The sequence below is a fragment of the Stenotrophomonas sp. YJH_SMC_69 genome, assembly GCF_059370495.1.
Genome location: NZ_JCAFTS010000003.1, coordinates 231,242 through 252,802 on the forward strand (window position 1 = coordinate 231,242; position 21,561 = coordinate 252,802).

28 protein-coding genes and 4 tRNA genes are annotated in these 21,561 nt (G+C 66.3%); 15 read left to right on the forward strand and 17 right to left on the reverse strand.

Annotated elements, in window-relative coordinates; genetic code table 11:
- Positions 1 to 13: 13 nt before the first annotated feature.
- The 5 genes from AC5P8F_RS06590 (at position 14) to AC5P8F_RS06610 (ending at position 1,451) form a co-directional block, all read left to right on the forward strand.
- On the forward strand, positions 14 to 313 hold the full coding sequence (locus AC5P8F_RS06590) for an integration host factor subunit alpha (RefSeq protein WP_005410432.1): 300 nt from the start codon (positions 14 to 16) through the stop codon (positions 311 to 313).
- On the forward strand, positions 294 to 650 hold the full coding sequence (locus AC5P8F_RS06595) for a MerR family transcriptional regulator (RefSeq protein WP_005410431.1): 357 nt from the start codon (positions 294 to 296) through the stop codon (positions 648 to 650). The genes AC5P8F_RS06590 and AC5P8F_RS06595 overlap by 20 nt, the downstream gene beginning before the upstream one ends.
- A gap of 68 nt (positions 651 to 718) precedes the next feature.
- Positions 719 to 795 (forward strand) — tRNA-Pro (locus AC5P8F_RS06600).
- A gap of 117 nt (positions 796 to 912) precedes the next feature.
- Positions 913 to 1,113 carry a hypothetical protein gene (locus AC5P8F_RS06605; protein ID WP_049442386.1) on the forward strand — a complete coding sequence of 67 codons (201 nt, stop codon included), beginning with the start codon at positions 913 to 915 and terminating at the stop codon, positions 1,111 to 1,113.
- Positions 1,110 to 1,451: a low molecular weight protein tyrosine phosphatase family protein gene (locus AC5P8F_RS06610; RefSeq protein WP_049442387.1), complete on the forward strand. Its 342-nt coding sequence runs from the start codon at positions 1,110 to 1,112 to the stop codon at positions 1,449 to 1,451. Before AC5P8F_RS06605 ends, AC5P8F_RS06610 begins: the two co-directional genes overlap by 4 nt.
- Here AC5P8F_RS06610 and AC5P8F_RS06615 read toward each other — a convergent pair.
- Complete coding sequence (locus AC5P8F_RS06615; protein WP_049442388.1) at positions 1,430 to 1,879, reverse strand: GNAT family N-acetyltransferase; 450 nt, start codon at positions 1,877 to 1,879, stop codon at positions 1,430 to 1,432. The two genes, AC5P8F_RS06610 and AC5P8F_RS06615, sit on opposite strands and share 22 nt — an antisense overlap.
- 86 nt (positions 1,880 to 1,965) lie before the next feature.
- Positions 1,966 to 2,481, reverse strand: coding sequence for a DUF3011 domain-containing protein (locus AC5P8F_RS06620; protein ID WP_495227762.1), 516 nt, complete (start codon positions 2,479 to 2,481; stop codon positions 1,966 to 1,968).
- Between the two features lie 241 nt (positions 2,482 to 2,722).
- Here AC5P8F_RS06620 and AC5P8F_RS06625 point away from each other — a divergent pair, with 241 nt between their 5' ends.
- Positions 2,723 to 3,118, forward strand: coding sequence for a hypothetical protein (locus AC5P8F_RS06625; RefSeq protein ID WP_032956187.1), 396 nt, complete (start codon positions 2,723 to 2,725; stop codon positions 3,116 to 3,118).
- Between the two features lie 12 nt (positions 3,119 to 3,130).
- Here AC5P8F_RS06625 and AC5P8F_RS06630 read toward each other — a convergent pair whose 3' ends face one another.
- Positions 3,131 to 3,823, reverse strand: a complete 693-nt coding sequence (locus AC5P8F_RS06630) for an aspartate/glutamate racemase family protein (RefSeq protein WP_032956186.1) — start codon at positions 3,821 to 3,823, stop codon at positions 3,131 to 3,133.
- A gap of 162 nt (positions 3,824 to 3,985) precedes the next feature.
- Between AC5P8F_RS06630 and AC5P8F_RS06635 the strand changes: the two genes are divergently transcribed.
- Both AC5P8F_RS06635 and AC5P8F_RS06640 read left to right on the forward strand, forming a co-directional pair.
- Positions 3,986 to 4,627, forward strand: coding sequence for a LysE family translocator (locus AC5P8F_RS06635; RefSeq protein ID WP_032956184.1), 642 nt, complete (start codon positions 3,986 to 3,988; stop codon positions 4,625 to 4,627).
- A 94-nt stretch (positions 4,628 to 4,721) separates the two neighbouring features.
- Positions 4,722 to 4,895 (forward strand): DUF1328 domain-containing protein, encoded by a 174-nt coding sequence (locus AC5P8F_RS06640; RefSeq protein ID WP_005417836.1) that lies wholly within the window; start codon positions 4,722 to 4,724, stop codon positions 4,893 to 4,895.
- A gap of 22 nt (positions 4,896 to 4,917) precedes the next feature.
- Here the strand turns inward: AC5P8F_RS06640 and AC5P8F_RS06645 are convergent, their stop codons facing one another.
- The 4 genes from AC5P8F_RS06645 to AC5P8F_RS06660 all read right to left on the reverse strand — a co-directional run bounded on the left by AC5P8F_RS06645 (position 4,918) and on the right by AC5P8F_RS06660 (position 6,455).
- Positions 4,918 to 5,250 carry an SMR family transporter gene (locus tag AC5P8F_RS06645; RefSeq protein ID WP_014647841.1) on the reverse strand — a complete coding sequence of 111 codons (333 nt, stop codon included), beginning with the start codon at positions 5,248 to 5,250 and terminating at the stop codon, positions 4,918 to 4,920.
- Positions 5,251 to 5,263: 13 nt separating this feature from the next.
- On the reverse strand, positions 5,264 to 5,836 hold the full coding sequence (locus tag AC5P8F_RS06650; protein WP_049442390.1) for a TetR/AcrR family transcriptional regulator: 573 nt from the start codon (positions 5,834 to 5,836) through the stop codon (positions 5,264 to 5,266).
- A 91-nt stretch (positions 5,837 to 5,927) separates the two neighbouring features.
- On the reverse strand, positions 5,928 to 6,161 hold the full coding sequence (locus AC5P8F_RS06655) for a DUF1653 domain-containing protein (RefSeq protein ID WP_014647839.1): 234 nt from the start codon (positions 6,159 to 6,161) through the stop codon (positions 5,928 to 5,930).
- Positions 6,162 to 6,173: 12 nt separating this feature from the next.
- Positions 6,174 to 6,455: a hypothetical protein gene (locus AC5P8F_RS06660; protein ID WP_014647838.1), complete on the reverse strand. Its 282-nt coding sequence runs from the start codon at positions 6,453 to 6,455 to the stop codon at positions 6,174 to 6,176.
- A 402-nt stretch (positions 6,456 to 6,857) separates the two neighbouring features.
- On the opposite strand from AC5P8F_RS06660, the gene AC5P8F_RS06665 reads away from it, so the two are divergent.
- From AC5P8F_RS06665 to AC5P8F_RS06675, 3 genes are all read left to right on the forward strand, one after another.
- Positions 6,858 to 7,064: a hypothetical protein gene (locus tag AC5P8F_RS06665; protein ID WP_032956178.1), complete on the forward strand. Its 207-nt coding sequence runs from the start codon at positions 6,858 to 6,860 to the stop codon at positions 7,062 to 7,064.
- Positions 7,065 to 7,195: 131 nt separating this feature from the next.
- Positions 7,196 to 7,759: a DUF3011 domain-containing protein gene (locus AC5P8F_RS06670; RefSeq protein ID WP_032956176.1), complete on the forward strand. Its 564-nt coding sequence runs from the start codon at positions 7,196 to 7,198 to the stop codon at positions 7,757 to 7,759.
- 174 nt (positions 7,760 to 7,933) lie between these two features.
- Entirely contained in the window at positions 7,934 to 8,137 is a 204-nt protein-coding gene (locus AC5P8F_RS06675; RefSeq protein WP_005417823.1) for a hypothetical protein, read from the forward strand.
- A gap of 139 nt (positions 8,138 to 8,276) precedes the next feature.
- Here the strand turns inward: AC5P8F_RS06675 and dxs are convergent, their stop codons facing one another.
- From dxs to AC5P8F_RS06710, 7 genes are all read right to left on the reverse strand, one after another.
- Positions 8,277 to 10,184 (reverse strand): 1-deoxy-D-xylulose-5-phosphate synthase, encoded by a 1,908-nt coding sequence (gene dxs, locus AC5P8F_RS06680; RefSeq protein WP_495227851.1) that lies wholly within the window; start codon positions 10,182 to 10,184, stop codon positions 8,277 to 8,279.
- A 105-nt stretch (positions 10,185 to 10,289) separates the two neighbouring features.
- The gene (locus tag AC5P8F_RS06685) at positions 10,290 to 10,955 is read right to left on the reverse strand and encodes an HNH endonuclease (RefSeq protein WP_032956174.1); all 666 of its coding nucleotides are present in this window, start codon (positions 10,953 to 10,955) and stop codon (positions 10,290 to 10,292) included.
- Between the two features lie 475 nt (positions 10,956 to 11,430).
- Entirely contained in the window at positions 11,431 to 13,221 is a 1,791-nt protein-coding gene (locus tag AC5P8F_RS06690) for an acyl-CoA dehydrogenase C-terminal domain-containing protein (protein ID WP_014647827.1), read from the reverse strand.
- Between the two features lie 64 nt (positions 13,222 to 13,285).
- Positions 13,286 to 13,762, reverse strand: a complete 477-nt coding sequence (locus AC5P8F_RS06695) for an LEA/WHy family protein (protein WP_014647826.1) — start codon at positions 13,760 to 13,762, stop codon at positions 13,286 to 13,288.
- A 165-nt stretch (positions 13,763 to 13,927) separates the two neighbouring features.
- The gene (locus AC5P8F_RS06700) at positions 13,928 to 14,479 is read right to left on the reverse strand and encodes a lipocalin family protein (RefSeq protein WP_495227765.1); all 552 of its coding nucleotides are present in this window, start codon (positions 14,477 to 14,479) and stop codon (positions 13,928 to 13,930) included.
- 141 nt (positions 14,480 to 14,620) lie between these two features.
- Positions 14,621 to 14,696: transfer RNA gene (locus tag AC5P8F_RS06705), tRNA-Phe, on the reverse strand.
- A gap of 72 nt (positions 14,697 to 14,768) precedes the next feature.
- A tRNA-Phe gene (locus AC5P8F_RS06710) sits at positions 14,769 to 14,844 on the reverse strand.
- 334 nt (positions 14,845 to 15,178) lie between these two features.
- Here AC5P8F_RS06710 and curA point away from each other — a divergent pair.
- Complete coding sequence (curA, locus tag AC5P8F_RS06715; protein WP_495227767.1) at positions 15,179 to 16,204, forward strand: NADPH-dependent curcumin/dihydrocurcumin reductase; 1,026 nt, start codon at positions 15,179 to 15,181, stop codon at positions 16,202 to 16,204.
- A gap of 82 nt (positions 16,205 to 16,286) precedes the next feature.
- Here the strand turns inward: curA and AC5P8F_RS06720 are convergent, their stop codons facing one another.
- The gene (locus tag AC5P8F_RS06720) at positions 16,287 to 17,129 is read right to left on the reverse strand and encodes a bifunctional transcriptional activator/DNA repair enzyme AdaA (protein ID WP_049408320.1); all 843 of its coding nucleotides are present in this window, start codon (positions 17,127 to 17,129) and stop codon (positions 16,287 to 16,289) included.
- A 132-nt stretch (positions 17,130 to 17,261) separates the two neighbouring features.
- Between AC5P8F_RS06720 and AC5P8F_RS06725 the strand changes: the two genes are divergently transcribed.
- Positions 17,262 to 18,023 (forward strand): SDR family oxidoreductase, encoded by a 762-nt coding sequence (locus AC5P8F_RS06725; RefSeq protein ID WP_014647822.1) that lies wholly within the window; start codon positions 17,262 to 17,264, stop codon positions 18,021 to 18,023.
- Between the two features lie 6 nt (positions 18,024 to 18,029).
- Here the strand turns inward: AC5P8F_RS06725 and AC5P8F_RS06730 are convergent, their stop codons facing one another.
- Positions 18,030 to 18,515, reverse strand: a complete 486-nt coding sequence (locus AC5P8F_RS06730; protein ID WP_126412540.1) for a hypothetical protein — start codon at positions 18,513 to 18,515, stop codon at positions 18,030 to 18,032.
- A gap of 158 nt (positions 18,516 to 18,673) precedes the next feature.
- On the opposite strand from AC5P8F_RS06730, the gene AC5P8F_RS06735 reads away from it, so the two are divergent.
- Positions 18,674 to 18,847: a hypothetical protein gene (locus tag AC5P8F_RS06735; RefSeq protein WP_006457496.1), complete on the forward strand. Its 174-nt coding sequence runs from the start codon at positions 18,674 to 18,676 to the stop codon at positions 18,845 to 18,847.
- A 61-nt stretch (positions 18,848 to 18,908) separates the two neighbouring features.
- Here the strand turns inward: AC5P8F_RS06735 and AC5P8F_RS06740 are convergent.
- Positions 18,909 to 18,984 (reverse strand) — tRNA-Ala (locus AC5P8F_RS06740).
- Positions 18,985 to 19,215: 231 nt separating this feature from the next.
- Between AC5P8F_RS06740 and AC5P8F_RS06745 the strand changes: the two genes are divergently transcribed.
- A complete protein-coding gene (locus tag AC5P8F_RS06745; RefSeq protein ID WP_478409047.1) occupies positions 19,216 to 21,546 on the forward strand; it encodes a TonB-dependent receptor in 2,331 nt (776 codons plus the stop codon).
- Positions 21,547 to 21,561: the final 15 nt, after the last annotated feature.

The window sequence follows — 21,561 nt, forward strand, 5'->3', positions numbered from 1 at the left end:
GGGGTAGCAGGCAATGGCATTGACCAAGGCGGAGATGGCGGAAAAGCTGTTCGACGAAGTCGGTCTGAACAAGCGGGAAGCCAAGGAATTCGTCGACGCGTTTTTCGATGTGCTGCGTGAAGCATTGGAACAGGGACGTCAGGTGAAGCTGTCGGGCTTCGGCAATTTCGATCTGCGGCGCAAGAACCAGCGCCCGGGTCGCAACCCCAAGACCGGCGAGGAAATTCCGATTTCCGCCCGTACGGTGGTCACCTTCCGTCCGGGCCAGAAGCTCAAGGAGAGGGTGGAAGCTTATGCTGGATCCGGGCAGTAACCGCGAACTACCGCCGATCCCGGCCAAGCGCTACTTCACCATCGGTGAAGTCAGCGAGCTGTGCGACGTCAAGCCGCATGTCCTGCGCTACTGGGAAACCGAGTTTCCCAGCCTTGAGCCGGCCAAGCGCCGAGGCAACCGCCGCTACTACCAGCGCCACGACGTGCTGATGGTGCGGCAGATCCGCAGCCTGCTGTACGAACAGGGCTACACGATCGGTGGTGCACGCCTGCGTCTGGACGGCCCCGATGCCCGCGAGGAATCGGCGCTGAGCAACCAGATCATCAAGCAGGTGCGCATGGAGCTGGAAGAAGTGCTGCAGTTGCTGCGCCGCTGATCCCATTTCCATCGTAATCCGCTATACTTCACGGCCCGCCGCAGTGGCGGGCACATCGCAGCATCAGTCGGGGCGTAGCGCAGCCTGGTAGCGCATCTGCCTGGGGGGCAGAGGGTCGTCGGTTCGAATCCGGCCGTCCCGACCACTGTGATGAATCAAGAAGCCCGCGCAGCGATGCGTGGGCTTTTTTGTGCGTGCGGTGTATGCTGCGCGCCACTCGTACTACCGCGGCTGCTGAACCCGGTACTCACGAGAACACATCATGGATTCTGCAAGAAGCCGTGCCTGGCGTCGCAGCCAGGCTCGCAACCGTGGTGGCGACCGCGCCACGACCGCCTACAGCTACAAGCCCGAGAAGAACTGGAAGCTGCTGTATACGCGCGATGCCAAGCTCGCGCGCGCACGCCAGCTGGGCTTCACCTATCCGGTCCTCAGCGCCCGCCAACTGCAGGAACAGGAATGATCAACCTGCTGTTCGTCTGCAGCCGCAACCAGCTGCGCAGCCCGACCGCCGAAGCCATGTGGCGACGGCGACCCGGCTTCGCTGCGCTGTCGGCCGGCACCAGCCCGCATGCACGACGCCCCATCGGCCCGGCGGATATCCGCTGGGCCGATGTCATCTTCGTGATGGAGGCCAAGCACCAGCATCGCCTGCAGGCCGCCTATGCGCGCCTGCTGGAACACAAGCGCCTGCATTGCCTGGATATCCCCGACGACTATCGCTGCATGGATCCGCTGTTGATGGACCTGCTGGATGCAAAGGTGACCACGTATCTCGATCAGCTGCCGGCAAAGCGGTAGATCAGTTCCGGATCGCCTTCGTCCAATCCGTGCACGATGCCGCTGTCGATGAAACCCGAAGCGGCGAGCAGGCGTTGCATGCCGGTATTGGAAGCATTGGTCGAAGTGAACAGCCTGCCGTGGCCGTGCAGCGCGATGGCATGGCGCAGCAGGGCGGCGCCGACGCCCTGGCTGCGTTGTTCGCGCGCCACCATCAGCATCTCGACGAAGGCTTCGCCGAAGAAGTGATGGTGGATGGCCAGGTAACCGGCCAGCTGGCCGGCCCATTCGGCCACGTGCATGCCACCATTGGCCTGCCAGTCGCTGATCTGCCGTGCGCGTTGCGGATCGTGGACCGCAACGCTGTCGAGCGCGATCAACGCGGAAACGTCGGCGGGCATTGCCTCGCGGATGTGCAACATCGTCGAGGAGGGATCGGGCGGCACCATCGAAGGCTCCTGGGCTGGGTGCGCCCAGTCTATCGATCGCGTCGGCCGTGTCTGCGCATCCGCCACAGCCAGCGTGTGGTCGGCAGTCAATACACACGGAACTCGGCACGGCAGCCGTCGCTGACCCACACGCCGCGGCGGTCCCAGCCCCAGTTGCGATCCTCGACGCACGGTGTCACCGACTTCTGCTTGACCAGGCGTACCTCGTGGCGCACACGGATGCGGCATTCCTTGTCCTTCTGCTCGTAGGACTCGCAGACCAGGCGCTCGCCATCGTCATCGGGGTCACGGTCACGGCCGCGCCCCGGCCAGCGGCCGCGTCCCTGTCCGTCGGCCACGAACTCGGCGCGACAGCCGTCGGTGACCCAGAGCATGCGGCGGCTCTGGCCCCAGTTCTGGTCCTCTACGCAGCGGGTGACCGACAGCTGCCTGGCCAGGCGCATGCGGCCTTCGATCGGGCACTGCTGGGTCTTGTTGAACTGCGATTCGCAGCGCAGCGGCGCAATGGGATCGCTGTCGTAATCCTGGGCGGCCACCGTGGTGGCGGCCAGCAGCAGGGCCAGGGTGGGGAGGGCAATCGGCAGCAGCAGGCGATGGGTCATGGGGGGCCTCGGCAGGGGAACGGGCCGCAAGAATGGACCAGCCCGGGGCCCTCGGAACGGATCGTTCCGGCGTTGGCTCAGTGGGGATTTAGTAGTGTGCACCGGCCCATGCAGAGCCTTACATCCCTTATCATCGCGGCACATCCGATCGCATCGGCTTACACCTTCTTACATCTCTCCCACGCTTGCCGGCCCAGCCTGTGGCTGCCGTCACTGGCGTGCAGCCGGCGTGTGGAGGAGGATGCGCGGACCACGACGACCACAGGGGGTTGCGTTGATCAGCAGTACCGTCATTCATCGCTCGGCTGGCGCAGAGGCCGGGCAGGTGCGTGTCCTGGACACCACGTTCAAGGGCAAGCATGTGTTCATTGCGTGGGGCCTGCGCGGGCCGGAACTGGCCCGCAGCGCGGACCCGCCCGCCACCGTGGCTGCGCGCAAGGCGCTGCATGCCGTGGCCGGCCACAGCGAGGGACCGCGCAGCCCGGAGGTGTTCATCGCCAACCAGTCGGCAGTGGCGATTACCGTCTATCGGCTGCTGACTGAGGCGCGTTCGGGCGATGCCATCTTCTTCCTGTGTGATTCGCAGGCCGTGGTCGACTGGTTGATCACCGCACTGGAAGTGCAGGGCGAAGACTGACAGCGCGCAGGGTCAGGCCAGTGCCGCATCCACCGCCGCCAGGGCGTGCAGGGTGGTGGTGTCGAACAGCGGCACCGGGCTGTCCTCGGCGCGGACCAGCAACATGATTTCGGTACAGCCGAGGATGATCGCTTCGGCGCCGCGTGCAACCAGGCGCGCGATCACGCCGGCGTATGCCTGCCGCGAATGCTCGCTGACCACGCCGCAGATCAGCTCCTGGTAGATGATGTCGTGCACGCTGCGGCGATCATCGGCCTCCGGAACCAGTACCTCCAGCCCGAAGCGGTCCTGCAGCCGGTCGCGGTAGAACGCCTGCTCCATGGTGAAGGCGGTGCCGAGCAGTCCCACCTTGCGGATGCCGGCCTGCAGGATCGCCGCGGCGGTCGGGTCCGCGATATGCAGCAGGGGCAGCGGGCATCCGGCTTCGATCCGGCCGGCCAGCGTGTGCATGGTGTTGGTGCAGATCACCAGCAGCTCGGCGCCACCGGCCTGCAGCCGCCGTGCAGCATCGAGCATGTGGTTGCCCAGCAGATCCCATTGGCCGTCGTGCTGCAGCTGCTTGATGCCGGCGAAATCCACCGACCACAGCAGCAGTTGCGCCGAATGCGCGCCACCGAGGCGATGCCGCACCGCCTCGTTGATGAGCCGGTAGTACTGCGCCGAGCTTTCCCAGCTCATGCCGCCGATCAGGCCAAGGGTCTTCATGCACTGCTCCAAGCCAGAGACGGCCATTGCAGCACAGATGGCAGTGGCGCTGCCGTGCACGGGCGGCGGCATCTGTAACCGTCGCATCCACCGCCCGCTGTATGTGCCGCGTCCTGCATGGGTGCCCTATGCTGGTGCCGTCTTCTGAAGTGGAAACCGGCAATGGCCCTGCATACCTGGTGGTGGTTCCTGGCCACGGTCTTCGTGCTGTGCGGGACGCCCGGGCCGAACATGCTGCACATCCTCGGGCGCAGCGTCGGGCTGGGGTTCCGTGGCAGCGTGCCGGCCATGGCCGGCTGCCTGCTGGCGATGCTGCTGGTGCTGGCCGCATCCGCTGCGGGCCTGAGCGCGTTGCTGCACTCCTCGCCGATGCTGTTCGAAGTGCTGCGCTATCTCGGTGTGGCCTACCTGGCCTGGCTTGGCATCAAGGCGTGGCGTGACAGCTGCCGCCCGGCACCCGCGGTGGCCGATGCTGCAGAGGTCACACTGGCGCCGGTACATGGCGCAGCGACGGTATTCCGTGGCGGCCTGTGGGTTGGCCTGAGCAACCCCAAGCTGTTGTTGTTCGCCGCGGCGTTCCTGCCGCAGTTCGTTGATCCGTCGCGTAGCCAGGCCGTGCAGTACAGCGTGCTGGTGGCGACCTTCGCGGCCTGCGAACTGTTCTGGTACGTGATGTACGCCGCCGGTGGCCACGGCCTGCGTCGTTGGCTTGCAAAGCCATTCGCACGGCGCTGGTTCGACCGGCTGGTGGGAAGCGTGTTCCTGGCCTTCGCGGTGGCGCTGCTGCGCTTCCGGCCGCGCTGATTCACGCCGCACACGCGGCCTTTTCACGACTGCCGCATCGGCTGCGGCCTAGCCTGATCACACCGTTTGCGTTCCCCGCGGGGTAAGGACTGACATGATCAAGTGGGCCATCATTTTCGCCATCATCGGCATCATCGCCGGCGTGCTGGGCTTCGGCGGCATCGCCGGTGCCGCTGTGGGCATCGCCAAGTTCCTGTTCTGGGCCGGCATCATCATTGCCGTGGTGCTGTTCCTGATCGGCATGAGCGTGGCGAAGAAGGTCAGCTAGCACCTGTCGCGCAGCAGCGTGTTCAGTGCGCGCTGCTGCGCGAGAACAGGTTGATCACCAGCACGCCGGCGCAGATCAGCGCGATGCCGGCCAGCGCAGCTGCATCCAGCCGCTGCTTGAACACCACCAGGCCGATCAGCGAGATCAGCACGATGCCGACGCCGGACCAGATCGCATAGGCGATGCCGGTCGGCACCGACTTCATGGTGACCGACAGCAGGTAGAAGCACAGCCCGTAGCCGACCAGCGCGCCCAGTGTCGGCCACAGCCGGCTCATGCCGTCCGAGGCCTTCAGCAGCGACGTGGCAATCACTTCCAGCACGATGGCGGCGGCCAGGTAGATATAGGGGTTCATCGCGGGCTCCGGGTCACTGCGGGTCGCACAGCTTGAGGGCCTGCTCGGCCATCGCCAGCGCATTGAGGCGCTCTGCTTCGTCCAGCGGCCGACCATAGGCGGTGGCCCAATAGCCATCGGCCGCGCAGCGTGCCGCGTACAGGCGCGGATCGCCCGCCTCGCCGGGGAACTCGGCCAGCATCGCGCGCTTCCAGTCGCGCCAGTGCGCCAGCAGGGCCGGCTCCATCAGGTTGCCCAGGGTCAGGCCGACGTCGTTGTCCTGTTCCTGCTGCAGCAGGTGCTCGAAGTTGGCCCGCACATAGGCGCGGCTGAAGCAGCCGTGGCCGGGCGTGCCGTCCTGCAGGAGCGTGCGCACACGCGCCTCGAATTCGCCGATGAGTGCGCCGATGGCTTCATCGACCAGCGCCTGCTTGCTGCTGAAATGGTGGAACAACGCGCCCTTGCTGACCCCGGCCACGCGCGCGACATCCTGCACGGTCAGTGCCGCCAGCCCGTTCTGGCCAATCACGGCGATGGTGGCGTGCAGCAATGACTGGCGCACGCTGTCGGGCGCTTTGCGCCGCGAGCGGGGAGGGGGCGGGGACATGATGGGAAGAAACCGACTGGACGGTATGATTGTAGCGCAGCCGGATCGCGTCACCGGCGCGACCATCGGCCACCGCCCGGTGGGAGCCGGATCAATCGTCGATGCGTGCGAAACGCGCCTGCGGGCCGTGTTTGCCTGGGACCTGCTCGACGAACATCGGGTAGGGGCGTACCCACAGGCCACCTTCGCCGTAGAGTGCGCGGTACAGCACCAATGGTTCCAGCGTCTCGCTGCTGCGGACGATGTCGATCACTTCGTATTCGCCGCCCTTGAAGTGGCGATACCGGCCACGGGCGAGGTCGGGCAGGGGACTCAGCTCAGCCATGACGGGTCGTGCTCACTTGCGCGCCGGGCTGGCGGGCGTGGCGCAGTACGCGTCGATGGCCTCGGCGCTGTTGGCCAGGCCGTGTGCCTGTGCCAGCTCCCAGGGCCGCTCGCAGCGCTGGCTGTGTTCGCACCACTGGTAGCCGGCCGAGCCGATGCAGCCGTGCGCGTCGCGATCGCCGCCTACCTTGGGCATGGTGGTCGAAGGCTTGCCGTCGGCACGCGGGGCTGCATTGTCCGGGCTCGCGCATGCGGCCAGAACCAGCAGCGCTGGAATCAGAAGAAGCACCTTCATGCGCGAGCTCCGTGCGTAAAGCAACATTTTCTGTCGCAAATAGCCCGTCAGCAAGCGCTCAATGCACGGCGGCGCGGACCAACTCTTCGATCAGAATCAGATAGCTGGCCACGAAATAGAACTTCAGCAACGTCGAACGCTGGTGCGAGAAGAAGGTGCGCATGTGGAAGGGGCCCCTGTTGATGATGGTAGTGTGAAGCCCAGCTGACTCCGTGACAAGGATCACGGAATGAACGAGCTAAACGGACTCAGGGATGTGATGAGGGTGGGGCTCTGACGCACTGGCGCGGACTTTTCGTACAAATCTGATAGGCCATCCCGGAGGCGGTCGCTAGCCTGATGGTGTAACGGCGAGCGGCACGTCTGCCTGCCACCGCACCCTCTATCCGCAGGAGCCTCCCCATGGTCATCACCGTCCAATGCACTGCCCAGCGCTGGTCCGTACTGCACCCGCAGGCACGCGAGGCCACCCGCTACGCACGTGGCGCCGACGCCTTTGACGCCGCCGCCGCGCTGGCCCTGGAGCATCACCGCCGCACCGGCCAGCGCAGCACGGTGCGGGTCGCGGCGCTTGGCAATACGGTAGACGCGCTTCACGTCGGAGAGTGACGCCAGCAACTGTGACGCAGTCAGGTCCGGTTGCGTTGTTTGAATGGGGAAAAACTGCCGTTGCGCTCCCCTCTGTGCGCCGGGCCGTGAATCCCGGATGCTTGCGCCATCGTATTCATCTGGAGATCTCGATGGGCAAGGCACTCACTTGGCGCACCCTGGCCTGCACCCTGTTGCCGATGCTGGCGGCGGCCGGCGGCGCCCAGGCGCAGAGCTATGGCTACGGCTATGACGACGACCGCTATGGTGGCCGCGATGGCAGTGGCATCGTGCGCTGCGAGTCGGTCAAGAATCGCAGCAATGAGTGCCGCCTGGACGGCCGCGCGCGGTTGATCCGCCAGTTGTCCGGTTCGCCCTGTGTGGAAGGTGAGACCTGGGGCCAGTCGCGCAACGGCGTCTGGGTCACACAGGGGTGCCGTGCCGAATTCGTCGGTGAATACCGCCGCGGTGGCGGCTGGGGTGGCAATGGTGGCGGCTGGGGCAATGGCAATGGCAACGGATGGGGCGGCGGCGATGTGGTCACCTGCCATTCCAATGGACATCGGCAGGAGTACTGCGATGCGCGCATCCGCCGGGGTGTGCGCCTGATCCGCCAGGACTCACGCAGCGCCTGCATCGAAGGCCAGAGCTGGGGCTGGGATCGCCGCGGCATCTGGGTGAGTGATGGCTGCCGGGCGCAGTTCCAGGTGAACTGAGCTTTACGGGTTCAGCCCATGAAAATCAGAATAATCTGATACAGCTCACATTTTGAACGCCGTATTGTCTGCGATCAGGGCACGTTGCGTGCCCTGAATTCCAGCGGTGCCGTGTGCCATAACCGGCATGGGCATCCCGCCGCCATCGATACGCTGCCTCAAGGAGTGAGCTGCATGTTGATCCGCCTGCAATGCGAACAGCGCCAGTGGCGCGTGCTGCATCCGGACCGGCCGGAGCCGATCGAGTTCCGCGATGGCGCCCGCGCCTACGACTTCGCCGAGACCCTGGCCCGCCTGCACTTTGTCGACACCGGTCAGCGTGCGGCCGTGCGCGTGGAAGCCAGCGGCGCATTCGTCGAAGCGGTCAGTTACGGCTGAGCGCGGGTGCCTGCCAAGGCAGGCACCCGGAATTCCATCATCCACGCATGGCGTGGATCTACGCGTTTCGAGCCTGGAGGGTGCGGACGCTGTCCGCACCCATTGCGCCCTGTGTGGATCTACCGGGTGGTGATCGGCCTCAGCCTGCCGCGCTGAGCGGCGGGGTACCTGCGGCGAGCTGCGGCCAGCGCTTGAGCACAGCGGCGCGGATGCCGGCCGCGTCGATGCCGGCGTCGGCCAGCAGGTCTTCGCGGCTGGCATGGTGCTGGTAGCTGTCGGGCAGGCCCAGGTGCAGGATCGGCCGCAGCACGCCTTCGGCATTGAGCAGTTCACCAACACCGGAGCCGGCGCCACCGGCCACCACGTTGTCTTCGATCGTCACCAGGCCCTCGTGCTGGGCGGCGACAGCCAGCACCAGCTCGCGGTCCAGCGGCTTGATGAAACGCATGTTGACCACGCTCAGGCCCAGTTCGCGGCCGACCTGCTCGGCGGCGGCCACGGTGCTGCCGAAGGCGAGCAGGGCAATGCGGCTGCCCTGCAGGCGCAGTTCGCCCTTGCCGATCGGCAGGGTCGACAGGTCGGTGCCGGCTGCAACGCCGGTGCCGGTGCCGCGCGGGTAGCGCACGGCGGCCGGGCCCGGGTGCTGCAGGCCGGTGCTTAGCATCTGCCGGCACTCGGCTTCGTTGGACGGTGCCATCACCACCAGGTTCGGCACGCAGCGCAGGAAGCTCAGGTCGAGGTTGCCGGCGTGGGTCGCACCGTCCGGGCCGACCACGCCGGCGCGGTCGATCGCGAACAGCACGTCCAGGTCCTGGATGGCCACGTCATGTACCAACTGGTCGTACGCGCGCTGCAGGAAGGTCGAGTAGATCGCCACCACCGGCTTGCCACCCTGTGTGGCCATGCCGGCGGCGAGGGTGACCGCATGCTGTTCGGCAATCGCCACGTCGAAATAGCGCTGCGGGTATTCCTTGCTGAAACGCACCAGGCCGGAGCCTTCGCGCATCGCCGGGGTGATGCCGTACAGGCGCGGCTCGGCGGCGGCGGCATCGCACAGCCAGTCGCTGAATACATCGGTGTAGGTCGGCTTCTTGGCACCGGCCTTGGCCACCAGGCCCTTGTCCGGATCGAACGGGCCCACGGCGTGGTAACCGATCTGGTCGCCCTCGGCCGGCTCGTAACCCTTGCCCTTGGTGGTCATCACATGCAGCAGCTTCGGGCCCTTGGAGGCGCGCAGCGTCTTCAGCGTGGACAGCAGGGCGGGCATGTCGTGGCCGTCGATCGGGCCGGTGTAGTGGAAGCCCATTTCCTCAAACATCGTGGAAGGCACGAACATGCCCTTCCAGTGCTCTTCCCAGCGTTTCACGAAGCGTGCCGGATTGTTCTTCTTGTCACCGAGAATCTTCTTGCCGCCTTCGCGCAGCGCGTTGAGCGTGCGGCTGCCGGTGGCGCGGCCCAGCATCTTGGTCAGGCCGCCCACGGCCTCGGAGATCGACATGTTGTTGTCGTTGAGGATCACCAGCAGGTTCGGCTCCGGCTCCATGCCGCCAGCGTGCATCAGCGCTTCGAACGCCATGCCGGCGGTCATCGCGCCGTCACCGATCACCGCCACGATCTTGCGGTCGTCGCCTTCGGACTGGCGGGCGATGGCCATGCCCAGTGCGGCCGAGATCGAGGTCGAGGAGTGGCCGACACCAAAAGTGTCGTACTCGCTTTCCTCGCGCTTCGGGAACGGCGCGATGCCGTCCTTCTGCTTGACGGTGTGGATCTCGTCGCGGCGGCCGGTCAGGATCTTGTGCGGGTAAGTCTGATGGCCGACGTCCCAGACCAGCTGGTCGTGCGGTGTCTGGTACAGGTAGTGCAGGGCCACGGTGAGCTCGATCACGCCCAGGCCGGCGGCGAAGTGGCCGCCACTCTTGCCCACCGATTCAATGAGGTAGGCGCGCAGTTCGTCGGCAACCGCCCTCAATTCGGATTCGTCGAACGTGCGCAGGTCATCCGGCGTCTGGATGCGCGCGAGGCGGGGATAGCGGGCAGAGTCGATCATCATGTTCGCACTTTTTCTGAACGCCCATTTTCGCCCTCAAACGGGGGTGGGGCAAGCAAACGCCGCCGTCCGTGACAGGACGGTGAGGGTTGCATTTTCAGGCGTTCAGGTGCTCAGTTTCGAGCGCTTGGGCAATTGCGCCTTCAGGAAGGCCATCTGGTCGGCCAGGATGTTGCGGTTGGACAGGATCAGGTGCTCGATCCAGCTGGGCCGGTAGGGCACTGCCAGCAGGGGCATGCCGGCCTGCTGCGGGGTGCGGTCGCTCTTGCGCGAATTGCAGTGGAAGCAGGCGGTGACCACGTTTTCCCAGCAGTCCAGGCCGCCCTTGGACAGCGGCATGACGTGATCGCGGGTGAGCGTGGGGCGGCTGAACTGCTGGCCGCAGTACATGCACAGATGGGCGTCGCGGGCGAAAAGGGCCTGGTTGGTCAGGTTCGGCGTCGGGTCGATCGCACGGGAGCGGGCGTGGCCGCGGGCGGCGATGATCGGGTGCAGGTCCATGCCGCTCTGCAGGCCGCTGAAACGGTTGGTGCCACCGTGGATGTGCAGGCAGGGGTCGCCGAGCGTCCAGGCCACCGCCTCGCGGGCGTAGAGGCAGGCCGCATCCTGCCAGGTGATCCAGTCCAGTACGCGTCCGTGGGCATCAAGCGAGAGCAGCCGGACCGAACCGGGGCGATGCAGCGTCGTGGCATTGGGCGATGCTTCGGCGCCCGGAGCAGAAAACGGAGCTCCGGCTTCGATCAGACCCAAGCGTGTAGTGTCTGTCTCCATCGGGAGAACAGCTTATACCTGAATCATTGCGATTTGGGTATCGCCCGGAGGGCGAAACCCAAATCGCAATGATTCAGGTCCGCGCATTCCTCCTATCCCCCGCACCTGTCGGTGCGCCCCCCTTAACAAAGGGGGGCTTTTCCCCAGATGGATTTCAGTGGTTTCCATCCACGCGTGGCGTGGATCTACGCAGATCGCGGGGAACTGTCAGAGGCGGGGCGGTGTGGGTTGGCAGGACCGTTGGCGCCATGGAGGGCGCCATCGAGCCCCCAAGGGTGAGGGCGCTTTGCTTGCGAAGCACTGCTTCGCAAGCGCCCGAACGCACAGCCGCCAGCGGCTGGGCCGGACCGCGGAGCGGGGTTTACGGCGTGTCCTGCCAGCCCACACCGCCCCGCCATCCACCTGGATCCAGCTGTTGCTATTGCGGTTGCCGGCCAGCGGCCGGCACTACCGCGGGTGCCGGGCGAAGCCCGGCTCAGGCGCCGAAGCGCTCGTCGTCCATGGCCATCAGCGGCGCGGCGCCGGCCTGGATCGCGGCGGCGTGGCTGAGGGTGCGCGGCAGCACGCGGGCGAAGTAGAACCGTGCGGTCTCGCGCTTGCCCTGGGCGAAGGCGGCGCCGTGCGCGCTGGCATCGGCGGCGGCGACGCTGCGGGCCCACCAGTAGGCCAGCACCACGTAACCCGAATAGAACAGGTAGTCGTAGCTGGCCGCGCCCAGTTCGTCGGGATTGGCGGCCGCGCGCTGCAGCACGTCCATCGTCAGCTTGCCCCATTCGGCGGCCTTGGCGCGCAGCGGGCCGATGAACTCGGCCAGCGCTTCGTTGCCCTCGTGTTCCTTGGCGAAGGCTTCGATCTCGGCCAGCATCAGCTTCAGGCCGGCGCCCTGGCTGGATGCGGTCTTGCGGCCGATCAGGTCCAGCGCCTGGATGCCGGTGGTGCCTTCATACAGCGTGGTGATGCGTGCATCGCGGGCCAGCTGCTCCATGCCGTGCTCGCGGATGTAGCCGTGGCCACCGAAGCACTGCAGGGCGTTGTAGGTGTTCTCGATGCCCCATTCGGTCTGGCAGGCCTTGGAGATCGGGGTCAGGAAGCTCACCAGGGTGTCGGCGCGCTCGCGCTCGGCGGCATCCTGGGCGTGGTGGGCGATGTCGATCAGGGTGGCGGCATGCAGCGCCAGCAGGCGGCTGCCTTCGACCAGCGACTTCACGGTCAGCAGCATGCGACGCACGTCCGGGTGGACCAGGATCGGGTCGGCCGGCTTGTCCGGGAACCTGGCGCCGCTCAGGGCGCGCGACTGCAGGCGCTCACGGCTGTACTTCAGTGCGTTCTGGTAGGCGCGCTCGGACAGGCCGATGCCCTGCAGGCCGACGCCCAGGCGCGCGGTGTTCATCATGGTGAACATGGCCTGCAGGCCCTTGTGCGGCTGGCCGACCAGGTAACCCTGCGCACCATCGAAGTTCATCACGCAGGTGACCGACCCCTTGATGCCCATCTTGTGTTCGATCGAGCCACAGCGCAGTGCATTGCGCTCGCCGACGTTGCCATCGCGGTCGACCTTGAACTTCGGGGTGACGAACAGCGAGATGCCCTTGGCGCCCGGAGGGGCGTCGGGCAGCTTGGCCAGCACCAGGTGCACGATGTTCCCGGTCAGGTCGTGCTCCCCGGCGGTGATGAAGATCTTGGTGCCGGTGATCGAGTAGCTGCCGTCGGCGTTCGGCTCGGCCTTGGTCTTGAGCAGGCCCAGGTCGGTGCCGCAGTGCGGCTCGGTCAGGCACATCGTGCCGGTCCAGCGGCCTTCGATCAGCGGCTTGAGGAAGGCGTCGTGCTGCCACGCCTCGCCGTGCTGCTTCAGCGCTTCAATGGCGCCGTGCGAGAGCAGCGGGAAGTTGCCCCACGCCAGGTTGGCGGCGTTGATCATTTCGTTGAGCGGCACCCCCAGGGTGTGCGGCAGGCCCTGGCCGCCCAGCTCCGGCGAGGCGGTCAGGCCGGTCCAGCCGCCATCGACGAACTGGTCGTAGGCCTGCTTGAAGCCGGGCGGGGTGGTCACTTCACCGGTGGCCTGGTCGAGTACGCAGCCGATCTCGTCGCCGACGCTGTTGAGCGGGGCCAGCACGGTGGCGCTGAAGCGGCCGGCTTCCTCCAGCACGGCATCGACCACGTCGGCGGTGGCGTCGGTGAAGCCCAGGCGGGCGAACAGGGGTTCGACCTTGAGCACGTCGTGCAGGGCGAAACGGAGGTCGGAAAGCGGGGCGGTGTAGCTGCTCATCGGTACGTCTCGATTTGATCAGGGCAGAGGGGAGCGGCGCCGGGCGCCGCGACGAAAGGCGGGTTCAGCGCAGCACGCCGGGCAGGCCGGGGGCTTGGTTGAGGGTGCTGCGGCTGCTGATGTCGAAGCTGCGCTGCTTCTTTTCCTGCGGCGTGGCCGCCACCGTTCCCTTCAGGGCGTAGGCCAGGGTGCGGTTGCTGGCCAGCGCGTCGGCCACCACCAGGCGCGCGGTCGAGCTGGGCACGAGGTCGACATTGATGACGTCGGCGGAGGTGCCGCCGATGGAGATGCCGGGCTTGACCTGCAGGGTGCCGGCATCGCTGTCGCCGACGGTCAGCGCCAGTGAGACATCATCGAAGGTCATCGGCATCGAGCTGAAGTTCTGCAGGCGCAGGGCCACGGTCCAGTTGCCGTCGGCACGCACGGTCAGCTGCTGCAGGCTGGCCGCCGGTTCCGAAACACGCTTGACGATGCCGTTGCTGCAGGCAACAAGGGCGAGGGTGCACAGGACGATCAAGGCGGTACGGAAGCGGTGGAGCATGGGCGCAAGTCCTCTGGAGGGGGTGCGTTGGGGTAAGCATACTACGGCGTATGGTTTTATGGATCGCCCGGAGCGACCCGTCCGCAGAGGGTAGCGCGTGAAGATGGCGGTCGGGCATGCACAACGCCGGATGGCGCGCGCACGATGCGCCTGATGCGAAGCGGTTCAGTCGGCCGCGGGATCGCGCAGCGGGGCCATCAGGCGCAGTGGCCCGAGGTCGTACCCCATCGACTCGGCCTTGGCTTTCAACTGTTCGAACCGGTCGCGCTCCATCTCCGGCAGGCGCGAGAGGATCCACAGATACTTGCGGCCGGGTTCGCCGACCAGGGCCCATTGATAGTCCGGGTCCAGCGCCAGCACCCAGTAGTCGGCCCAGACCAGGGGCGCCCAGCTCAGCCAGTCGGGGACGAAGCGCACCTGCAGTTGCCCGGGATGGCCGGCCACCGGGCGTGCCACGCCTTCGGCGACCACGCGCTCGCCGTCACCCTTGCGGCAGGCATTGGTGACGCTGATGCGGCCGTCGCGGCGCAGGCCATAGTTGGCGGTGATGTCGCCCACGCACTGCTTCTGGAACGAGACTGGAAGATGCGCGATCTCGTGCCATTGGCCCGCGTAGCGATCAATGTCCAGGTGCTCGACCGCGCGCACCGGTTCAGTGGCGATCACCGGGGAGGCGGCCAGCAGCAGGCAGGCGAGCAGGGCGGGGCGCAGATGCATCGGCAGGCTCCAGGCGGGAGTCTGGAGCGTAGGTGCCGCGGCCCGTGCCGGTGTAAATGTTTCGTCAACCGGGCCACGGTGGTCGCCGCTTGCGCGAAGCGCGAATAAAAAAAGACCTGCATTTCTGCAGGTCTCTGAAGATGGTGGCCGAAGACGGAATCGAACCGCCGACACGGGGATTTTCAATCCCCTGCTCTACCAACTGAGCTACTCGGCCAAATTGTGTGGCTACCGCGGTGAGTGCGGTTTCCGGAAAAAAAAGACCCGCATTTCTGCAGGCCTTCGAAAGTGGTGGCCGAAGACGGAATCGAACCGCCGACACGGGGATTTTCAATCCCCTGCTCTACCAACTGAGCTACTCGGCCACATGTTTCGTTGCAGCGAGGTCGCTGCCAAGGACGCGTATATTACGGAGGTCGGCTGCCTTCGGCAAGCGTTTTGCCAAGATTTCTTCACATTGCCCTCTGCGCGCTCGCAAGTGCTTGATCCTCCGTTGTGGGGCGGGGCGTGCCCCATCGATTGTCGTCTGCGGTGGAAATCAGCAGGTCGCCGCGTTCGCCAAAGCTGCAAGGGCAAGGGGTGCGCCGGACCCGCGCGGGTCCGGGCAATGGAACGCTGTTTTCGTGGCCGCCATCGGGGATCGCCGCAGCGTAGTGTCGGCAGTCCTTTCCCGATGCTGGCAACAGCAGAGACCTGGCCATGTCCGATTCCTCCACCGCGTCCCGCATCGTGCTTGCCTCGCGTCCGCAGGGGGCGCCAAGTGCAGCCAATTTCCGCCTGGAACAGGTTGCGCTGCCGGCACTGGCCGATGGCGAAGTGCTGCTGCGCAACCGCTACCTTTCGTTGGACCCGTACATGCGAGGACGCATGGACGAGGGCCCGTCGTATGCCGCGCCGGTGGCGGTAGGGGCGGTGATGGAAGGCCAGACCGTGGCCGAGGTGCTGCAATCCAAGGCCGAGGGCGTAACCGCAGGCGAGCTGGTGCTGGCGCCGGGTGGCTGGCAGACCCACGCGGTGCTGCCGGCCAAGGCGCTGGGGCGTCGTCTGGATCCGGCCGGGCTGCCGCTCAGTACGGCGCTGGGGGTATATGGCATGCCCGGTTTCACCGCCTATTCCAGCCTGCATGAAATCGCCCGTCTGAAGCCGGGCGAGACGTTGGTGGTAGCCGCCGCGACCGGGCCGGTGGGCGCGACCGTGGCGCAGCTGGCCAAGCTGCAGGGCGCGCGCGTGGTCGCCATCGCCGGTGGCGAGGCCAAGCGTGCCTATCTGCAGACGTTGGGCGTGGACGTGGCGCTGGATCATCGCGTGGCTGATTTTGCGGACCAGCTGCGCGCGGCAGTGCCTGCGGGCATCGACGTGTACTTCGAGAATGTCGGCGGCCATGTGCTGGATGCGGTGCTGCCGCTGCTCAACGACTTCGCCCGCATTCCGGTCTGCGGCACCATCGCTACCTACAACGAGCGGGGCGTCGAGCAGCTTGGCCCGGATCGGCTGCCGTCACTGTTCAGCCAGATCCTGCGCCAGCGCCTGACCGTGCGTGGTTTCATCGTGCACGACTTCAACCACCTGTGGCCGGACTTCGAACGCGAGATGCCGCAGTGGCTGCGCGAGGGCCGCATCCAGTACCGCGAGGATGTGGTGGAAGGTCTGGAGAAGGCGCCGGAGGCGTTCTTCGGGCTGTTGCAGGGGCGCAACTTCGGCAAGCTGGTGGTGAAGCTGGATTGAGTGCTTGGTGGGTGTGCCGACCAAGGTCGGCCACTACCGGAAGCTGGGTGTGCCGACCAAGGTCGGCGGCTATCGGGTGGCGTCAGCCGTTGGCGACCTTTTCCCGGCGCAGCAGTTCGCGCTTGCGCGCAACGCCCCAGGCATAGCCGGACAGGTCACCGTCGCGGCGCACCACGCGGTGGCAGGGCACGGCTACCGCCAATGGATTGCTCGCGCAGGCACGTGCCACCGCACGACTCGAGCGTGGTGCACCGATATGCGCGGCAATATCCGCATACGACGCGGTCTGGCCGCGCGGAATCTGCTGCAGTGCCTGCCATACCCGCTGCTGGAAGGCGGTGCCGCGGATATCCAGCGGCAGTGTGGCGCCTCGCGAGGGATCCTCGACCAGGCCCACCACCTGTGCCACCAGTTGCTCATAGCCGTGGTCGGCACCGACCAGTTCGGCCTGGCGGAAGCGTTGCTGCAGTGACTGCAGCAGCGCCTCCGGATCGTCGCCGAGCAGGATCGCGACCACGCCGGTCCCGCTGCTGGCCACCAGCACGCTGCCCAGTGAGCTTTCGGCCAGCGCGAAGTGGATGACTTCGCCGCGACCACCTGCGCGCCATTGCTTGGGAGTCATGCCCAGCAACTTCGGTGCGTTCTCGTAGAAGCGCCCGCTGGAGCCGAAGCCGGCATCGTGGAAGGCATCGGTGATGCGCTCCTGCTGTTCGAGCCCGGTGCGCAGGCGGTCGGCGCGCAGCGCGGCAGCGTACTGCTTGGGGGTCAGCCCGGTGGCCTGCTTGAACAGGCGATGCAGGCGCGTCGGGCTGCAGCCGGCGATGTCGGCCAGCTCCTGCAGCGAGGGCTCGTCGAGGCTGGCCTGCAGATGGCGGCAGACCCGTTCGACGCGGGCGTCGAGGGCGGTGGTGGCGGTGCTGTCCATGGGCGGATTCTGGCACGTGCCGGTTCTGCGGAAACTCCGTTTCCTGCACCTGGCCGCGAGGCCCGGAAACGGAGTGTTGGTGGGCCGGAGGCGCGGCATCGTGGCGGCCACTCCACAACCGGTACCACCCTCATGCGCCTGAACAACAAGATCGCCCTCATCACCGGTGCCAGCGCTGGCATTGGTCGTGCCAGCGCCCTGCGCTTTGCTGCCGAAGGGGCAAAACTGGTGCTCAATGCGCGGCGGCCGCAACCGCTGCACGCACTGGCCGAGCAGATCCGTGGCGCCGGCGGCGAGGTGGTGATGCATGCCGCCGATGTGGCTGATCCGGGCACGGCGCAGGCGCTGGTGGATCTGGCCCAACAGTCATTCGGAGGCCTGGACATCGCGCTCAACAATGCCGGCATGCTCGGCCCCGGCGTGCCGGCAGCAGAGTTCCCGGCGGATGCGTGGCGCGAGGTGATGGCCACCAATCTCGACGCCGCCTTCCATGCCGCACGCGCGCAGTTGCCGGCATTGCTGGCACGCGGGGGTGGCTCGCTGGTGTTTGTCGGTACCTTTGTCGGCCATACCGTGGGCTTCCCGGGTATGGCCGCCTACGCGTCGAGCAAGGCCGGACTGATCGGCCTGAGCCAGGTGATCGCCGCCGAGTACGGCGCGCGTGGCGTACGCAGCAACGTGCTGCTGCCTGGCGGTACCGATACCGAGATGGGCCGGCAGGCCGCACCCACCGGCGATGCCCGCGACTTCGTGCGCTCGCTGCACGCACTCAAGCGCATGGCCGAGCCGGAGGAGATCGCCAACGCGGCGCTGTTCCTGGCCAGCGATGAAAGCAGTTTCGTTACCGGTACCGCGATGCGTGTTGAAGGTGGAGTGTCGATCACCCGTACCTGAGCGGCGTCATGAGCGCGGCGTGTAGCGGATACCGCTGCTGGCCATGAAGCCTTTCGGGTCGAACCGGGCCCATGCCTCGCCCCACTCGAACCGGGCGCGGCCACCTGCCAGTTTGCGCCCCAGAGCCGTGGCCAAGGTGCGACGCATGAAAGCGACTTCGGCATCGATCGCGACCTGGGTCGGCCAGCCGTCTTCCAGTGTCGCACCCGGCAGGTCGACGCTGATCTTCACCATGTCCAGCTGTTGCCCGTGGAAGCACAGGCTGATGCCGGCGGGCGCACCGCCCAGACTGAGCCGGTGCAGGCTGAGCCAGTGATAGCCGGTGCCGGCATCGCGCTCGCCATGCATCAGCATGGCGAAGGCGATGCGCGCCTCCTCCAGTGACAGGGTGGGGCAGATCAACGTCGTCAGGTGGCCGAGCTGGATGCTGCCGTCCGCTGGATCGAGGCGCATTGGCAGCGTACGCGCGGCGTGCTGGGCAGGAGGTGACATCGCGGACTGGCTGGGCATGTTGGTCCGGATTCTGCAGAGCCGTGAGCTGCGGCGGCAAGCGGAACTGCACACGCTGTTCGCGCGGGCCTGACCTGCGGATCACTGCGCAGCCTCTAGCGTGAAGTCCTGATCGGCCTTCGCCGGCACAGGAGACTTCGATGAGCGAGCGCGACAAAGACCCTGGCGATCCGAAACAGGGCGTACAGGAAAGCCGTCAGGACAGGGCGCAGGAGGACGTGGCAAAGCAGCGGCCGGGGCAGCGCGATCAGCAGGTGCGTGATACGCATTCGCGTGGTCCACGCCGCAAGGACGGGGATCAGGAACCTGCCTGACTCGTGATCGATGCAAGAAAAAACCCGCAGATCGCGACGATCGGCGGGTCTTCTTAATGAGTGGTGGAGCCAAGGAGGATCGAACTCCTGACCTCGTCATTGCGAACGACGCGCTCTCCCAGCTGAGCTATGGCCCCACGGCAGGGCTTCAGTGTAGCCAACTGGCTGCGCCTTGCCAAGCCGACCCGGGATGTGCCGGACGGCGTGGCATGAAGGCGTGCACTGTGCCGAAACCGTCCGGTTTGTCGGGGCCGGATGCCGCGCAACGAAATCGTAACAATTTGGGGGATAATGGCGGCTTGCGCAGTTCTCCTCCTTTTTGCCGCCCGGCTCGCGCAGGCCGCACGGACGCCTCCTCAGAGCATTCCATGCCCTCCCATTCCGATTCCCGCCGCCTGTCGGGTATGTCGTCTTCCTTCGTTTCCTTCCGCCGCCATCCGCTGGCCCTGGCCTGTGCCGGCCTGGCCCTGGTCGGCAGCTTTGGTGCCGCCGCGCAGGACAGCGCGCCGACCCCGACGGGCCTGGACACGATCACCGTGACCGCCGAGCACCGCGAGCAGAACCTGCAGGAAGTGCCGGTCTCGGTGGGCGTGGTGCAGGGCGAGCGCATGCGCGACTTCACCGCCGGCGGCGACGACACCCTGCTGGCGCTGTCCGGCCGCGTGCCGAGCCTGTATGCGGAAACCACCACCGGCCGCATCTTCCCGCGCTTCTATATCCGCGGCCTGGGCAACATCGACTTCTACCTGGGTGCCTCGCAGCCGGTGTCGATCATCCAGGACGATGTGGTGCTGGAGCACGTGGTGCTGAAGTCCAACCCGGTCTATGACGTGGACCAGGTGGAAGTGCTGCGCGGCCCGCAGGGCTCGCTGTTCGGCCGCAACACCACCGCCGGCATCATCAAGTTCGACACGCTGAAGCCGACCCAGGACTACACCGGCCGCGTCAGCGCCAGCTATGCGACCTACAACAGCGTGTCGATCGACGGCGGCTTTGGCGGCCCGATCAACGACATCGCCTCGTTCCGCGTGTCGGCGCTGTACCAGCACCGCGACGACTACGTCGACAACACCTACAAGGGCCCGAGCGCTGACGGCACGGTCAGCCCGAAGAAGAACGCCATGGGCGGCTTCGATGACCGCAACGTGCGCGCGCAGCTGCTGCTGACCCCGAGCGACCAGTTCTCGATCCTGGCCTCGGCCCACGCCCGTGATTACGAAGGCACCTCGACCCTGTTCCTGCGTGGTGCGCTGACCAAGGGCTCGAACAAGACCGACGTGCCGCGCGACCAGGTCGCCTACGACGAAGCCGGCAACAACCCGCAGGCCTACAAGACCTACGGCGGCTCGGTGAAGGCACGCTACGACTTCGGCGCGATCGACTTCACCTCGATCACCGCCTATGAGACCACCTCCGGCTACAGCCGTGGTGATACCGACGGCGGCGCTGCGGTGAACTTCCCGGTCAACGGCGTGCCGAACGGCTACGGCCAGTCGATGGGCCGCATCCGCGACCTGGACCAGTGGACCCAGGAATTCCGCCTGGCCAGCCATGACGACAGCGCCCTGCAGTGGCAGGCCGGTGCGTTCTACTTCAACGGCAGCGACACCACCGACTTCTACCAGCGTGCGTGGTTCCTGCAGGGTGCGGCCCGCAACCCGAACAACTGGGTGCGCCTGCGCAACAAGAACACCTCGTGGGCCGGTTTCGGCCAGCTGAGCTACGCCTTCACCGACAAGTTCACCGTCACGGCCGGCCTGCGCCAGACCAAGGACGAGAAGCACACCCGCCTGCTGAAGACCGCTGACACCGCCGCCGGCTTGGTGACCTACAAGGGCCGCACCGACGTCAAGATGTCCGACACCACCCCGAGCTGGGATCTGAGCGCGATGTACCAGATCACGCCGGACGTGAGCGTCTATGCGAAGGTCGCACGCGGCTTCCGCGGCCCGACCATCCAGGGCCGTTCGGCGGTGTTCAATGCCGACTTCACCACCGCCGATTCCGAGACCATCCTGTCCTGGGAAGCCGGCGTGAAGAGCAGCCTGTGGGACAATCGCCTGCGCCTGAACGCCACTGCGTTCACCTACACCGTCAATGACATCCAGCTCAACGGCAACGATTCGGACGGCAACGGCGTGCTGTTCAATGCCGACAAGGCCAAGGCCTACGGTTTCGAAGCGGACATGGAGCTGCGCCCGATCCCGAACCTGACCCTGAGCGCCGGCGTCAGCCTGCTGCACAGCGAGATCAAGGACAAGCGCGTCTACGCGCAGGTCTGCGGCCTCAACGGCAAGGTGGTGTGCACGGTGAATGACCCGACCATCAAGGTCGGTGCCAACACCTTCGCGCAGATCGACGGCAACCCGCTGCCGAACGCGCCGAGGTACAACGTCAACCTGGCCGCCCGCTACGACTTCCCGGTCAGCGACGCGGGCACCATGTTCGTGTCCACCGACTGGAACAAGCAGGGCTACACCAGCTTCGTGCTGTACGACAGCAAGGAGTTCAACTCCAAGGGTGATTTCGAGGGCGGCCTGAAGATCGGCTACTCGGGCAACTACGGTGCCTATGAAGTGGCGCTGTTCGCGCGCAACATCACCAACGAGAAGAACCTCAAGGGTGTGATCGAGAACTACATGGCCGCGGTCTACAACGAACCGCGCACCGTCGGTGTCTCGTTGAACATGAACTGGTAAGGCTTACCCCGTCGT

Coding starts and splice junctions, on each gene's coding strand:
- AC5P8F_RS06590 (WP_005410432.1), top strand. CDS start 14: ATGGCATTGACCAAGGCGGAGATGGCGGAAAAGCTGTTCGACGAAGTC.
- AC5P8F_RS06595 (WP_005410431.1), top strand. CDS start 294: ATGCTGGATCCGGGCAGTAACCGCGAACTACCGCCGATCCCGGCCAAG.
- AC5P8F_RS06605 (WP_049442386.1), top strand. CDS start 913: ATGGATTCTGCAAGAAGCCGTGCCTGGCGTCGCAGCCAGGCTCGCAAC.
- AC5P8F_RS06610 (WP_049442387.1), top strand. CDS start 1,110: ATGATCAACCTGCTGTTCGTCTGCAGCCGCAACCAGCTGCGCAGCCCG.
- AC5P8F_RS06615 (WP_049442388.1), bottom strand. CDS start 1,879: ATGGTGCCGCCCGATCCCTCCTCGACGATGTTGCACATCCGCGAGGCA.
- AC5P8F_RS06620 (WP_495227762.1), bottom strand. CDS start 2,481: ATGACCCATCGCCTGCTGCTGCCGATTGCCCTCCCCACCCTGGCCCTG.
- AC5P8F_RS06625 (WP_032956187.1), top strand. CDS start 2,723: ATGCGCGGACCACGACGACCACAGGGGGTTGCGTTGATCAGCAGTACC.
- AC5P8F_RS06630 (WP_032956186.1), bottom strand. CDS start 3,823: ATGAAGACCCTTGGCCTGATCGGCGGCATGAGCTGGGAAAGCTCGGCG.
- AC5P8F_RS06635 (WP_032956184.1), top strand. CDS start 3,986: ATGGCCCTGCATACCTGGTGGTGGTTCCTGGCCACGGTCTTCGTGCTG.
- AC5P8F_RS06640 (WP_005417836.1), top strand. CDS start 4,722: ATGATCAAGTGGGCCATCATTTTCGCCATCATCGGCATCATCGCCGGC.
- AC5P8F_RS06645 (WP_014647841.1), bottom strand. CDS start 5,250: ATGAACCCCTATATCTACCTGGCCGCCGCCATCGTGCTGGAAGTGATT.
- AC5P8F_RS06650 (WP_049442390.1), bottom strand. CDS start 5,836: ATGTCCCCGCCCCCTCCCCGCTCGCGGCGCAAAGCGCCCGACAGCGTG.
- AC5P8F_RS06655 (WP_014647839.1), bottom strand. CDS start 6,161: ATGGCTGAGCTGAGTCCCCTGCCCGACCTCGCCCGTGGCCGGTATCGC.
- AC5P8F_RS06660 (WP_014647838.1), bottom strand. CDS start 6,455: ATGAAGGTGCTTCTTCTGATTCCAGCGCTGCTGGTTCTGGCCGCATGC.
- AC5P8F_RS06665 (WP_032956178.1), top strand. CDS start 6,858: ATGGTCATCACCGTCCAATGCACTGCCCAGCGCTGGTCCGTACTGCAC.
- AC5P8F_RS06670 (WP_032956176.1), top strand. CDS start 7,196: ATGGGCAAGGCACTCACTTGGCGCACCCTGGCCTGCACCCTGTTGCCG.
- AC5P8F_RS06675 (WP_005417823.1), top strand. CDS start 7,934: ATGTTGATCCGCCTGCAATGCGAACAGCGCCAGTGGCGCGTGCTGCAT.
- dxs (WP_495227851.1), bottom strand. CDS start 10,184: ATGATCGACTCTGCCCGCTATCCCCGCCTCGCGCGCATCCAGACGCCG.
- AC5P8F_RS06685 (WP_032956174.1), bottom strand. CDS start 10,955: ATGGAGACAGACACTACACGCTTGGGTCTGATCGAAGCCGGAGCTCCG.
- AC5P8F_RS06690 (WP_014647827.1), bottom strand. CDS start 13,221: ATGAGCAGCTACACCGCCCCGCTTTCCGACCTCCGTTTCGCCCTGCAC.
- AC5P8F_RS06695 (WP_014647826.1), bottom strand. CDS start 13,762: ATGCTCCACCGCTTCCGTACCGCCTTGATCGTCCTGTGCACCCTCGCC.
- AC5P8F_RS06700 (WP_495227765.1), bottom strand. CDS start 14,479: ATGCATCTGCGCCCCGCCCTGCTCGCCTGCCTGCTGCTGGCCGCCTCC.
- curA (WP_495227767.1), top strand. CDS start 15,179: ATGTCCGATTCCTCCACCGCGTCCCGCATCGTGCTTGCCTCGCGTCCG.
- AC5P8F_RS06720 (WP_049408320.1), bottom strand. CDS start 17,129: ATGGACAGCACCGCCACCACCGCCCTCGACGCCCGCGTCGAACGGGTC.
- AC5P8F_RS06725 (WP_014647822.1), top strand. CDS start 17,262: ATGCGCCTGAACAACAAGATCGCCCTCATCACCGGTGCCAGCGCTGGC.
- AC5P8F_RS06730 (WP_126412540.1), bottom strand. CDS start 18,515: ATGTCACCTCCTGCCCAGCACGCCGCGCGTACGCTGCCAATGCGCCTC.
- AC5P8F_RS06735 (WP_006457496.1), top strand. CDS start 18,674: ATGAGCGAGCGCGACAAAGACCCTGGCGATCCGAAACAGGGCGTACAG.
- AC5P8F_RS06745 (WP_478409047.1), top strand. CDS start 19,216: ATGCCCTCCCATTCCGATTCCCGCCGCCTGTCGGGTATGTCGTCTTCC.